This window comes from Buttiauxella ferragutiae (genome assembly GCF_022637515.1).
Taxonomy (GTDB): Bacteria; Pseudomonadota; Gammaproteobacteria; order Enterobacterales; family Enterobacteriaceae; genus Buttiauxella; species Buttiauxella ferragutiae.
Genome location: NZ_CP093332.1, coordinates 245,183 through 257,921 on the forward strand (window position 1 = coordinate 245,183; position 12,739 = coordinate 257,921).

Annotated in this window: 12 protein-coding genes and 1 pseudogene; 7 read left to right on the plus strand and 6 right to left on the minus strand. The window is 53.1% G+C overall.

The features are described 5' to 3' along the window. Window positions 1–31: 31 nt before the first annotated feature. Together MNO13_RS01045 and MNO13_RS01050 are read left to right on the plus strand one after the other, a co-directional pair. Window positions 32–565, plus strand: a pseudogene (locus MNO13_RS01045) (MltR family transcriptional regulator); the annotation flags it as partial. Between the two features lie 83 nt (window positions 566–648). Further along, entirely contained in the window at window positions 649–1,011 is a 363-nt protein-coding gene (locus MNO13_RS01050) for a YibL family ribosome-associated protein (protein WP_034499383.1), read from the plus strand. Between the two features lie 99 nt (window positions 1,012–1,110). On the opposite strand, the gene ghrB is transcribed toward MNO13_RS01050, so the two are convergent. The 5 genes from ghrB to MNO13_RS01075 form a co-directional block, all read right to left on the minus strand. Continuing rightward, window positions 1,111–2,085 carry a glyoxylate/hydroxypyruvate reductase GhrB gene (gene ghrB / locus MNO13_RS01055; protein WP_241939437.1) on the minus strand — a complete coding sequence of 325 codons (975 nt, stop codon included), beginning with the start codon at window positions 2,083–2,085 and terminating at the stop codon, window positions 1,111–1,113. A 61-nt stretch (window positions 2,086–2,146) separates the two neighbouring features. After that, complete coding sequence (locus MNO13_RS01060; protein WP_064542507.1) at window positions 2,147–3,445, minus strand: MFS transporter; 1,299 nt, start codon at window positions 3,443–3,445, stop codon at window positions 2,147–2,149. Between the two features lie 68 nt (window positions 3,446–3,513). Beyond that, window positions 3,514–4,452 (minus strand): sugar kinase, encoded by a 939-nt coding sequence (locus MNO13_RS01065; RefSeq protein ID WP_241939438.1) that lies wholly within the window; start codon window positions 4,450–4,452, stop codon window positions 3,514–3,516. Between the two features lie 3 nt (window positions 4,453–4,455). Beyond that, window positions 4,456–5,205, minus strand: a complete 750-nt coding sequence (locus MNO13_RS01070) for a sugar phosphate isomerase/epimerase family protein (protein WP_064542513.1) — start codon at window positions 5,203–5,205, stop codon at window positions 4,456–4,458. Window positions 5,206–5,307: 102 nt separating this feature from the next. Beyond that, window positions 5,308–6,327 (minus strand): LacI family DNA-binding transcriptional regulator, encoded by a 1,020-nt coding sequence (locus MNO13_RS01075; protein WP_121814721.1) that lies wholly within the window; start codon window positions 6,325–6,327, stop codon window positions 5,308–5,310. 245 nt (window positions 6,328–6,572) lie between these two features. On the opposite strand from MNO13_RS01075, the gene MNO13_RS01080 reads away from it, so the two are divergent. After that, window positions 6,573–7,115 (plus strand): isochorismatase family protein, encoded by a 543-nt coding sequence (locus tag MNO13_RS01080; protein ID WP_121814722.1) that lies wholly within the window; start codon window positions 6,573–6,575, stop codon window positions 7,113–7,115. Further along, window positions 7,112–8,029, plus strand: coding sequence for a GlxA family transcriptional regulator (locus MNO13_RS01085; protein WP_121814723.1), 918 nt, complete (start codon window positions 7,112–7,114; stop codon window positions 8,027–8,029). The genes MNO13_RS01080 and MNO13_RS01085 overlap by 4 nt, the downstream gene beginning before the upstream one ends. On the opposite strand, the gene MNO13_RS01090 is transcribed toward MNO13_RS01085, so the two are convergent. After that, the gene (locus tag MNO13_RS01090) at window positions 8,026–9,021 is read right to left on the minus strand and encodes an acyltransferase (protein ID WP_064542528.1); all 996 of its coding nucleotides are present in this window, start codon (window positions 9,019–9,021) and stop codon (window positions 8,026–8,028) included. The genes MNO13_RS01085 and MNO13_RS01090 overlap by 4 nt on opposite strands. A gap of 271 nt (window positions 9,022–9,292) precedes the next feature. Here MNO13_RS01090 and MNO13_RS24400 point away from each other — a divergent pair, with 271 nt between their 5' ends. The 3 genes from MNO13_RS24400 to glyS all read left to right on the plus strand — a co-directional run bounded on the left by MNO13_RS24400 (window position 9,293) and on the right by glyS (window position 12,575). Further along, entirely contained in the window at window positions 9,293–9,475 is a 183-nt protein-coding gene (locus tag MNO13_RS24400; protein WP_422387205.1) for a YsaB family lipoprotein, read from the plus strand. A 109-nt stretch (window positions 9,476–9,584) separates the two neighbouring features. Further along, window positions 9,585–10,496, plus strand: coding sequence for a glycine--tRNA ligase subunit alpha (gene glyQ, locus MNO13_RS01100; protein ID WP_064542532.1), 912 nt, complete (start codon window positions 9,585–9,587; stop codon window positions 10,494–10,496). A gap of 9 nt (window positions 10,497–10,505) precedes the next feature. Further along, on the plus strand, window positions 10,506–12,575 hold the full coding sequence (gene glyS, locus MNO13_RS01105; RefSeq protein ID WP_241939439.1) for a glycine--tRNA ligase subunit beta: 2,070 nt from the start codon (window positions 10,506–10,508) through the stop codon (window positions 12,573–12,575). The last annotated feature ends 164 nt before the right edge of the window (window positions 12,576–12,739 follow it).

Below are 12,739 nucleotides of genomic sequence, written 5' to 3' on the forward strand. Positions count from 1 at the left end.
GCTGCACCCAATAATACTTTTAGTGATGTAGGCAAAGATGGAAGAAACCCAGGCCTTTGAAAACCGTGTGCTTGAGCGTCTTAATGCCGGCAAAACCGTACGCAGCCTGCTGATTGCTGCTGTCGAGCTTCTCACCGAAGCGGTTAATATCCTGGTGATTCAGGTCTTCCGTAAAGACGACTATGCGGTGAAATATGCCGTTGAACCGTTGCTGGAAGGGGATGGCCCGTTAGGGGAGCTTTCTGTACGCCTCAAACTCATCTACGGCCTTGGCGTGCTTAATCGCGCGGAGTACGAAGATTGCGAGCTGCTGATGGCGCTGCGTGAGGAACTTAATCACGACGGTAACGACTACAAATTTACCGACGATGAAATGCTTGGCCCGTTTGGTGAATTGCATTGTGTTTCCGCTCTGCCTCCGACGCCAAAGTTTGTGGATGGCAGCGATCCTGAGCTGATTGCCATGCAGAAACAGCGTTATCAGCAAATTGTTCGTTCCACGATGGTGCTCTCTTTAACCGAGCTGATCTCACGGATCAGCTTAAAAAAAGCCTTCCAGAAGTAATTCTGACCGAACACCCTTTTCGCCCTCTTAAGCCGAATGGTGTATCCTTGCCAGCAATGAAAGTTATTCACGGTTAATTAAAAATGAAAGAAATCGAAAAAGCAGAAATCAAACGTCTTAGCGATCGCCTCGATCTTATCCGTCACGAGATGCCTGAACTGCATCTGATCAATGACGCTGAAAAGTACGCTGAGATGGAAAAAGAGAAAGCGAAGCTGGAAATTGAGATCGTGCGCCTGCAAGCGGTGCGCAACCAGAAGCTGAGCAAAGAAGCGCAAAAGCTGATGGCGCTGCCGTACAAGCGTCCAATTACCAAGAAAGAACAAGCCAACATGGGTGCCCTGAAAAAAGCAGTGCGCGGCCTGGTTATCGTGCATCCAATGACGGCGTTAGGCCGTGAGATGGGCCTCGAAGAAATGACTGGTTTTTCTAAGACTGATTTCTAATCTGGCTTTAGTCAATATGTCGGGGGCGCTGCGCTTGCCCGACCTACTGGTTATCGTTCGTAGGGCGGATAAGCGCAAGCGTCATCCGCCAACAATCAATTACTTCAATACCTGCGGGTTCACGCAGTTCTCTTTCACCTTGCCACTCAACGCTGCAATTAAGTTATCCACCGCGCAGGCGGCCATGTTGTAGCGGGTTTCGTGGGTCGCGGAACCGATATGCGGCAGCGCCACGACGTTCGGCAGGCTCAGCAGCGGGGAATCAACCGGCAGCGGTTCTTGTTCAAAAACATCCAGCCCAGCGGCGTGAATTTTGCCGTCTACCAGCGCTTGAATCAGTGCCTTTTCGTCAACTACCGGGCCACGTCCGGCGTTAATCAAAATCGCTGAGGATTTCATTTTAGCCAATTGCTCAGCACCAATCAGATGATAAGTTTCGTCCGTCAGCGGCAGAGAAATACAGACGAAATCGGATTCGGCTAACAAGGTATCCAGGTCGCAATAACGTGCGTTAAAACGGTCTTCGGCTTCCTGGTGATGGCGGCGAGCGTTATACAAAATCGGCATGCTAAAGCCGAAGTGCGCACGTTGTGCCAGTGCCAGGCCAATGCGGCCCATGCCCAGAATCCCTAACGTTTTATGGTGCACGTCGATGCCAAACCAATCCGCTCCAATGCTGCCTTGCCATTCACCCTTTTTCACTCGTTCAGCCACTTCCAGCGCGCGACGTGCGGTCGCCAGTACTAACGTCATCATGGTGTCGGCGACGGTTTCTGTCAGAACTGTTGGCGTGTGCATCAGCGCGATACCGCGCGCGCTCAGTGCATCAACATCAAAATTGTCGTAGCCGACGGAAATGGTCGACGCTGCGCGCAGATTCGGAGTGTGCTCCAGAAACGCTTTATCCACTGTTTCGCTGGAACCCAGAATCCCTTGCGCATCGGCAAAGGCTTGCGCGTTTTGCTTGATGGTTTCTTGGCTTAGGTTATTCAGTTGAGTGACGCTAAAGTGACTTTCAAGACGGGCAAGCAGGTCGTCAGGTAACTTTTTGTAGAGGATGACGGGCGGCTTCATGGCGTTCTCCGTTAAATAGTTATAGACAGGCCTGGCGGTTTAACGGCCGCCTGGCCTGAGATTAGGCGTGGTGTGCTGCCACTGGGACGTGTTGGTTTTTCGCCGGCTTCACAATCAGAGTTAGCCACACTGAGGCGAGCAATGCCACCCCCATAAAGACATAGGAAGCCGACGGGCTGCCCGTTGCACCGTTAAGGTAGCCAACAAACCAGGAGCCAACAAACGAACCGAGCGCCCCCATACTGTTGATTAATGCCATCGCGCCACCCGCGACATTGCGCGGCAACATTTCCGGAATAATCGCAAAGAATGGACCGTATGGCGCATACATTGCCGCACCGGCAATCACCAGCAGGGTGTAGGAAACCCAGAAGTGATCGGCACCAACCAGCCACGAACCGAGGAAGGCCAGCGCGCCAATCAGCAGCAGCGGCCAGACAAACAGCTTACGGTTCTGCATCTTGTCCGAAGCCCAGGAAACCACAATCATCGCGATGGTCGCCGCCAGATACGGAACAGACGACAGCCAGCCCACTTCGACCATGCCCATTCCCGCGGTGCCTGCGCCACGGATGATAGAAGGCAGCCACAGCACGAAGCCATACACGCCGATACTCCAGCAAAAATACTGCATACACAGCAGCACCACATTGCGCGAACGGAACGCTTCGCTGTAGTTACGCACCGCTTTAATCCCTTGCTGCTCCTCTTCGAGTTGCGCCTGCAACGCGGATTTTTCAGCATCAGATAACCAACCCACTTGCGCCGGTTTATCTTTGACCAGCACCCACCAGGCGAAGGCCCAGATAACCGCTGGAATGCCTTCAAAAATAAACATTTCACGCCAGCCGAACGCCTGAATCAGGTAGCCAGAAACCACCGACATCCACAACACCGTGACTGGATTACCGAGAATTAAGAAGGTGTTAGCCCGTGAGCGTTCGGATTTAGTAAACCAGTTACTGATGTAAATCAGCATCGCTGGCATTACCGCGGCTTCCACGATGCCGAGGATAAAACGAATCGCCGCCAGCGCCGGAATGTTGCTGACCATGCCGGTTAATGACGCACAGCCGCCCCACAAAATCAGGCAGACGAAGATAAGCTTACGCACGCTGCGGCGTTCGGCGTACATTGCGCCAGGGATCTGGAAGAAGAAATAACCGAGGAAAAACAGTGCGCCAAGCAAAGACGAAATCCCTTTGGTGATACCGAGATCGTCGTTAATACCGGCGGCAGAAGCAAAACTAAAGTTGGCACGGTCGAGGTACGCCAGGCTGTACGTGATAAACACGATTGGCATGATGTACCACCAACGTTTTGGCGCGATTACCTTTGATGAAAGGGACTGGGTTTTCATGGGCTTGCCTCTATGTTGAGGAGAGTCGCATCATGCCGGGTGTAGGGCACAGCTGATGCAGTCTTCGTTTATTCGCCAAGCGCGCTACGGGTCGGTAACCCTTCGCTATCGCCGATGACCTGTATCGCCAGTGAGCCGATTTTATTCCCGCGGCTGACGGCATGTTCTAAGGTTTTCCCTTCAAGCAGGGCGCTTATCACGCCCACTGCAAAACCGTCGCCTGCGCCGACGGTATCGACGACGTTGTCGACTTTTACCGCGCTTACGGCCCCTTTTTCACCGGAGGCCGTTTTGAACCATGCGCCGTCAGCGCCCGTTTTCAGCACTACGGTCTTAACGCCGTGGTCGAGATAGAAATCAGCAATCGCTTCCGGTGTTTTGTGGCCGGTCAGAATCGCGCCTTCGCTTAACCCTGGCAGCACCCAGTCTGCCTGGAAGGCGAGCTGATTCAATTGTTTAACCATTTCGGCTTCACTTTTCCACAGCACCGGGCGCAGATTCGGGTCAAAAGAAATCGTTTTGCCCTTTTGCTTCATCACGCGGGCGGCATGATTGAGCAACTCAAGTGAGGTATCAGAAAGCGCTGCCGCCACGCCGCTTAAATGTAGATGGCGTGCGGAACAAAAGTACTCTTCGTTAAAATCAGCCGCTGACAGATGGCTGGCGGCAGAACCTTTACGGAAGTATTCCACAATGGGATCGGTTCCATTTTCGGCTTTGGATTTAAGCTGGAAGCCGGTTGCGAATCGCTCGTCAGTTGTCACGCCACGGCTGTCGATCTGCTCTTTTGCCAGTTGTTGCCGCACATAACGGCCAAAAGAATCATTACCCACGCGGCTGACCCAACCCACTTTCAGGCCAAGGCGCGCAAGGCCGGTAGCAACGTTCAGTTCAGCGCCCGCCACACGTTTGACGAACTGCTCAGCGGCGGCAAGATCGCCGGTTTGGCTGGCGACAAACATCGCCATCGCTTCACCAATAGTGATGACATCAAGTTGTCTCGACATTGCTTACTCCTCGCGTAATAAGTTGACGTAATGGCGGGTGACAGCAGTCAGGTCGCGGCCTTCGAGCGGGAATTCAATTCCGCGTGGTGCGTCTGCTGGCAGGCTTTTCAGGATTTCCAGCCAGCGAGGTTCGGCATCATCCAGCGCGATGGCGCGATAGTGATAATGGTGCGCCACGGCGGCTTTGACATGGATGTAACTGACCGATGGTGCCAGTACACGTGCGGCGGCTTCCGGCGATTCATCAACCCACAGCCAATTCGCCATATCAAAAGTGAGTGTCACCGGAAGATTCAGCACGTTACAGGCGGCCTGGAAGCGCTGCATCGGCGCAAGCTTGCCGCAGGCTGTTTGATCGTTTTCCACCACCAGTGGCACATCGCTTTGAGCAAGCCACTGCTGCAAAAGCGCAAATTGCTGGCTGCTACGGTAGTTGCCGAGTGAAAGTTTTAACCAGCTGGCGTTGAGCTGGTGGGCTTCAAGCAGCAAAGTAGGGATGAGCGGATTCAGTTTACCGTCTTCAACAAACAGTGGCTCCGGTGCGGAATAACAGGCCTGAAGTTTGTGTTCAGCGATTTGCTGCGCCAGTTCTGGCAGGGCATCAAGCTGGGTGCGGCTAAATAGTTCGCGGCGAATTTCTACACCGTCAGCACCGGCATTGGCGATGACCGGCAGTAGCGCGTGTTGGCCACCCAAAGCGGCGATGCGGTCATGCCCGTAAGCGGCAGTGACAATAATAATTTTTCTCGGCATTAACTTCGTCCGGTGTCGTAATGATGTTTATTACGCTAAATGGAACCGGTTCCAAAGAAAAGCCAGCGATGCTTAATTTATGATCGCTATCACGAACATTGATTAGCGTACTGTGGAGCCGCGAACGATTAACTCGCCGGAAAAGACCTGTTCATAAACGCTGTCGCTGCCGCCTTCAATGCGCTTCACAACTTGCTGGAGTGCGGCGTAACCAATCTGCCAGGTCGGTTGCTTAAGCGTGGTGATGCCGACACCGGCAAGCTCTGCCCATTCGAGTTCATCGAAGCCTAACAGGCCGATGTCGCTGCCCCAGTGCAGGCCGATGCGCCGCAGTGAGCGTGCAACTTGTAGTGTGAGTGCGCCGTTGGCGGAAATCACCGCTTTGCGCATACCGCGATGGCCGGAATGGAACTGGCGCAGCGTGTTGTCCATCAACTCGCCTTCGTGCAAAGGCACTTCCGCGTTTTCGGCAACAATCCCAGGGTAGCGTTTAAGCGTGGCGTGGAAAGCATTCAGACGCTCGCGGCGGGTGTTCACTGTGCCGAGCGGTTCGCTGAGGAAAAGAATGGCTTCAAACCCTTGTTCGACAAGGTGTTCGGTGGCGGTTGTGGCGGCTTGTGTGTTATCCAAACCGACCACATCACAAGCAAAATCTGGGATTTTTCGGTCAATCAGCACCATCGGTAGCGCGGATTGTTGCAGGCGGTTTAACCCTTCTTCGCGCATGCCGACAGCATTCACCACAATCCCTTCCACCTGATAACTGCGCAGCAAATCCAGGTAATGCAGCTCCTGATCCACTTCGTTATTGGTGTTACAGACCAGCGGCGTAAAGCCTTTTTCCCGACACGCCGCTTCAATACCGCTCAGCACATCGACAGAGTAAGGGTTGGTGATATCGGCGATGATCAGGCCAATTAAACGGGTGCGCCCGCGTTTCAGGCCGCGCGCCATTTGGCTTGGGCGGTAATCGAGTTCGGCTATCGCTGTTTCAATGCGCAGACGAAGGTCATCGGACAACACGCTTTGCTCGCCGTTAAGATAGCGGGAAACACTGGTTTTTCCGGTCTTTGCCGCTTTCGCGACATCGCTTATCGTGGGGCGCGCAGCCTTGCTGTTCATGATTTTCTCCGAGGGTAACTTTCTGGAGAGTAACATAAATTATGCAGGCTGGTGGATGACGCTGGTGCTTATCCACCTGACCAAGGCCTGGTGTTTCGAAGGTCGGATTAGCGTGAGCGTCATCCGCCACCATCTCAAAGATCTCATCTGGTCCCAAATCATCCTCACTCTGTCCGTTTTTGGTATTAGCAATACGGACAACCCTTGTCACAATGGATTCATACCCACTGATGAGGAGTCCGAAAATGTCCCGTTCCGTTCTGATTAATATCGACACACAACAATCTTTCTTCCATCGCGATTTCTGGCAAGAAGACGATTTTCCGGCATTCCAGCAGGCCATTTCACAGCTGATTTCCGGCTGCCAGGATTTGAATATACCGGTGGTGGATATTTTCCACGTGAGTGATGAAGGCCCGTTCTCGCTGGCTTCCGGCTATGTTAAAGCCATGCCTTTCTTGCAACATCAGGCTGATGTGGCCTTCCAGAAACACGTTCACAACGCATTTACCGATACCGGCCTCGATCATTGGCTGCGTAGCCGTGACATTAACCATCTGATTATCTGTGGGATTCGTACCGAGCAATGTTGCGAAACGACCACGCGGGTGGCGTCTGATTTGGGTTATCGCGTTTCATTTGTTAGCGAAGCGATGCTCACCTTCCCGATGAGCTGGAAAGGGGTTACGCTGGATGCCGCAACTCTGCGCCACCGTACTGAAACAGTGCTGACGGGGCGTTTTGCGCAAATCCAAACCGTTGCCGAGTGCCTGGAGTCTTTATCGTGAGTATTGGGGTCTGGTTCGTTGTTTTGCCTGGTGTTTTATCCCTCGACTTGACTGGCCCAGCCGAAACGCTGGCGCTGGCAGGCGACGCTTTTCACCTGCATTTCATCGGCCCGGACCCACAAGTCACCACTTCAATTGGGCTGAATTTTTCGGGTATCGAAGCGCTACCGGACAGCTTCACGCCAGGTAGCCTGCTGGTTTTGCCCGGCGTGTGCGATTCAAATCGCTACTTTGAGACGCCACAAGCCGAACAGGTGCGCCGTTGGCTGACGCGCCTGCAACCGCAAATTCATAGCCAGCAACTCAACTTGATGTGCGTCTGTTCCGGTTCGTTGCTGGCGGCGAAAGCGGGGCTGATGAACGGCGTGCAATGCACCACGCATCACGATGTATTGGTCAGATTACGTGCCGCCGCACCCACCGCGCAGGTGAAAGATAACCGTATTTTTGTTGAAGATCGGGGTATCTGGACCAGCGCGGGGATTACTTCCGGGATTGATCTCTCGCTGCATCTGATTAACCGCTATTGCGGCCCCAAAGCGGCGCTGGATGTAGCGCGTGAAATGGTGGTGTGGTTCCGCCGTTCGGGCGACGACCCGCAATTATCGCCGTGGCTGCGTTACCGCAACCACATTCACCCGGCGGTGCATCGTGCTCAGGATTTGCTTTCTGCGACACCCGAATCAGCGTGGGATGTGCAGGAAATTGCCGACAAAGTGCATGTCAGTTCACGCCATTTGTCGCGGCTTTTTCAGCAGCATTTGGGGATATCGGTGCGGGATTATCTGGAGCAATTGCGCCTGGCAGTTGCCGAACAGCGCTTGTTACAGGGGCAACGCATGGAGCAGGCGGCAGTTGCGGCGGGCTTTTCGTCGCCACGCCAGTTACATCGCGCCCGCGCCCGCAACGCTTAACTCACCATTTTACGGGTATCAATGCGCTGCAATGCCATGGAAAGCAGCAAACTTCCGGCAAGCGTCGCGCCGAAAATCCACAGAATATCCAGCACCGGCGAATTTGTTATTTGATAACCATGAGTGCGTAAGAAGTGGATGATCAGCGCGTGGAAGCCGTAAATGCCCAGCGAATGTCGCGAGATTAACGTCAGCCCAGGCAACGGGCGGCCATTCAGGCAATTCTTCACCAGCACCAACAAGCTAATGGCGGCGATAAACACCAGCGGCCCACAATAAACGTAGAAGGTGTCGGCAAAATTACCGTTCACTTCCAGTTGGTGACGTGTGCCCGTCGAAATCGAAAAAATGCACAGTGCAAACAAGCCCGCAGCCAGCCCGCTAATCCAGCGTTTATCCGTTTCCAGCATGCCAATCGCACGCCCAAGCAATCCATACAACACGTAATAAAACGTGTCGCCGCGGATGTATAAATTAATCGGTAGCCATTTCACGCCCGCCAGCGTTTGCGGCACGGTATTCGGGTTGGCAATCACGCCAAGTAACACCATCAGGCCCAGAATTGTCACCGCGTTAACTTTCTTCACCTGAATCAACGGTGAAAGCAGGTAAATCACCATGATCGCAAAGAAAAACCACAGGTGATAAAACACCGGTTTTTGCAGGATGTAGCGCAGTGAAAGGCCGGCGTTGATTGGGGTAAACAGCTTGATGTAGATGAGCGCAATCACGCTGTAAAACAACAAGCAGGTGGCGATCCGCAAAAAGTGGCGCTGCTGCGCACTGCGTTCACCAAAAAAAAGATAACCCGAAATCATGAAGAAGAGGGGAACGCTAACGCGAGAAGCTGAGTTCAGCACGTTCGATAAATCCCAACTAAATGGCGTGACAATCTTCGCATTGGTGATGTACCAGGTGGTGGTGTGAATCATCACCACCATCAGGCATGCAATCCCGCGCAAGTTATCAATCCAGTTAATTTTCTGCTGCATTCGTTCCTCGGAGTACTGAACAGGTATAAATCTGAGTTTGCATTTTCCCTCTTGTATGGCGCCATGTGGGTTTGCAGAATATGAAATACCTGTTAATTATTGATTAACAGAAAAGATTTTAACGTACAGTTAACGAATGATGATGCCAAAAATAAAAAATAGCCGATGGGCGCTAGCTTTAGCAGCCTTGTTCTTGAGTGCTTGTAGTTCGCCGGAGCAGCAAACACAGTATGCGCAAGTCGCGCAACACCCCACAATTCAGGGGGTAGTGATGATCGAAACCTGCAAGCAGGAAGCTGCACATCGTTACAACACGCAGGCCCAGCGCATCAGCGTGGTGGATTTTAAGCAGTATCAGGGAAGCTATGAAATTCTTGGCAGTACCACGCGCCGGGAGGGTTTTACCTGCTCTTTTGACGAAAGTGGTCAGTTTTTGCACCTTTCATCTACATAAAGCCGCAACACAACGTCATCAGCCTGAGAATGCAGGCTGATTATCTTCCCATCAACAGGTATACTGGTCGCTTCCCTTTTTAACCCTCTCGAACGCGTGCGAAATCAACATGCAAAAGTTTGATACCAAGACCTTTCAAGGCCTGATCCTGACTTTACAGGACTACTGGGCTCGCCAGGGCTGCACCATTGTTCAACCTTTGGACATGGAAGTCGGCGCCGGCACCTCTCACCCAATGACCTGCCTACGGGCTTTAGGGCCAGAGCCGATGGCGACTGCATATGTGCAGCCATCTCGCCGCCCTACCGATGGCCGCTATGGTGAAAACCCGAACCGCTTACAGCATTACTATCAGTTCCAGGTGGTCATCAAGCCTTCTCCAGAAAACATTCAGGAGTTGTACCTTGGGTCGCTTAAAGAGCTGGGTATGGACCCAACTATTCATGATATTCGCTTCGTAGAAGACAACTGGGAAAACCCAACGCTGGGTGCCTGGGGTCTGGGCTGGGAAGTGTGGCTCAACGGTATGGAAGTGACGCAGTTCACTTACTTCCAGCAAGTGGGCGGCCTGGAATGTAAACCTGTTACCGGTGAAATCACCTACGGTTTAGAGCGCCTGGCGATGTACATCCAGGGCGTAGATAGCGTTTATGATCTGGTGTGGAGCGATGGCCCGCTGGGTAAAACCACCTACGGCGACGTGTTCCACCAGAACGAAGTTGAGCAATCAACTTACAACTTCGAACACGCCGATGTGGACTTCCTGTTCTCCTGCTTCGAGCAGTATGAGAAAGAAGCGCAGCACCTGCTGGCGCTGGAAAACCCACTGCCGCTGCCTGCTTACGAACGCATTCTGAAAGCCGCGCACAGCTTTAACCTGCTTGATGCCCGTAAGGCCATCTCGGTTACCGAACGTCAGCGCTACATTCTGCGTATTCGTACTCTGACCAAAGCTGTGGCCGAAGCCTATTACGCTTCTCGTGAAGCGCTTGGCTTCCCGATGTGCAATAAGAACAAATAAGAGGCTGCCATGTCTGAAAAAACTTTTCTGGTGGAGATCGGCACTGAAGAGCTGCCACCAAAAGCCCTGCGCAGCCTGGCGGAATCCTTTGCGGCGCAAGTAACAGCGGAGCTGGATGCGGCGAACCTCGCCCACGGCGAAGTGAAATGGTTTGCAGCACCGCGCCGTCTGGCGCTGAAGATTGCTAATCTGGCTGAGTCTCAACCAGACCGTGAAGTTGAAAAACGCGGCCCGGCAATTTCTGCTGCTTTTGACGCAGAAGGCAATCCAAGCAAAGCCGCAGAAGGCTGGGCTCGTGGTTGTGGTATCACCGTTGCTGAAGCTGAACGTCTGGCGACTGACAAAGGCGAATGGCTGATGTACCGTGCGCACGTTAAAGGCGAAAGCGCACAAGCGCTGCTGCCGGCAATGATTGCCACCGCGCTGACCAAATTGCCAATTCCAAAACTGATGCGCTGGGGCGATAACAACACCCAATTCGTGCGTCCGGTGCACACTGTGACCCTGCTGTTGGGCGCGGAAGTCATTCCCGCTACCATCCTTGGGATTGCATCCGATCGCGTGATTCGCGGCCACCGCTTTATGGGCGAGCCGGAATTCACCATCGACAACGCCGATCAGTACCCTGAAATTCTGCTGGAACGCGGCAAAGTCATTGCCGACTACGAGCAGCGTAAAGCGGTAATCAAAGAAGGCGCTGAAGAAGCGGCTCGCAAACTTGGCGGAAATGCCGATCTGAGCGAAAGCCTGCTGGAAGAAGTGACTTCGCTGGTGGAATGGCCGGTTGTTCTGACCGCGAAATTTGAAGAGAAATTCCTCAAAGTGCCTGCGGAAGCGCTGGTTCACACCATGAAAGGTGACCAGAAGTACTTCCCTGTTTACGCAAGCGACGGCAAATTGATGCCAAACTTCATCTTCGTTGCCAACATCGAGTCGAAAGACCCGATTCAGATTATCTCTGGTAACGAGAAAGTTGTGCGTCCACGCCTGGCCGATGCCGAGTTCTTCTTCAATAGCGACCGTAAAAAGCGCCTGGAAGACAACTTGCCGCGTCTGGAAACCGTTCTGTTCCAGCAACAGCTCGGTACACTGCGTGACAAAACCAACCGCATCGAAGCCCTTTCAGGCTGGATTGCTGGCCAGATTGGCGCAGACGTAAACCACGCAACTCGCGCCGGTTTGCTGTCCAAATGCGACCTGATGACCAACATGGTGTTCGAGTTTACCGACACCCAGGGCGTGATGGGCATGCACTATGCGCGTCACGACGGCGAAGCTGAAGACGTTGCTGTTGCGCTCAACGAGCAATATCAGCCACGTTTTGCAGGTGATGCACTGCCGTCTAACCTGGTGGCCTGTGCTGTGGCAATCGCCGATAAAATGGATACCCTTGCGGGCATCTTCGGTATTGGCCAGCACCCGAAAGGTGACAAAGACCCGTTTGCTCTGCGTCGTGCCGCTCTTGGCGTTCTGCGTATCATCGTTGAGAAAAACCTGCCGCTTGATCTGCAAACTCTTACCGAAGAGGCCGTACGTCTTTACGGTGATAAGCTGACCAACCAGAAGGTTACCGACGAAGTCATCGACTTTATGCTGGGCCGTTTCCGTGCCTGGTATCAGGAAGAAGGCCACAGCGTAGATACCATCCAGGCTGTTCTGGCACGTCGTCCAACTAAACCAGCAGATTTTGATGCGCGCATGAAAGCGGTGTCGCACTTCCGTACTCTGGAAGCGGCAGCAGCACTGGCGGCAGCCAACAAGCGTGTTTCCAACATTCTGGCGAAGTCAGACGAAGAGCTACAAGATCACGTACGTGCTTCGGTTCTGAAAGAGCCAGAAGAGATGGATCTTGCTCGTCAGTTGGTTATCCTGCGCGACAAACTGGAACCGTTCTTCGCCGAAGGCCGTTACCAGGAAGCGTTAGTGGAACTGGCTGCGTTGCGTGAACCCGTGGATATGTTCTTCGACAAAGTGATGGTGAACGCAGAAGATAAAGAACTGCGTATCAACCGTCTGACGCTGCTTGCCAAACTGCGCGAGCTGTTCTTGCAGGTTGCGGATATTTCTCTGCTGCAATAAGCGTTGTTTTGACATTTGAAACGCCTCCGACCTTGATGGCCGGGGGCGTTTTTTTTGGTTTGAGCTGATGTGGCTGAGGGCGTGCAGCGGATTACAGGACTGCATGTAACCTTCAATATCTCGTTTAATTCACAACGCGAATTTCATTATCTGATTCATACAAA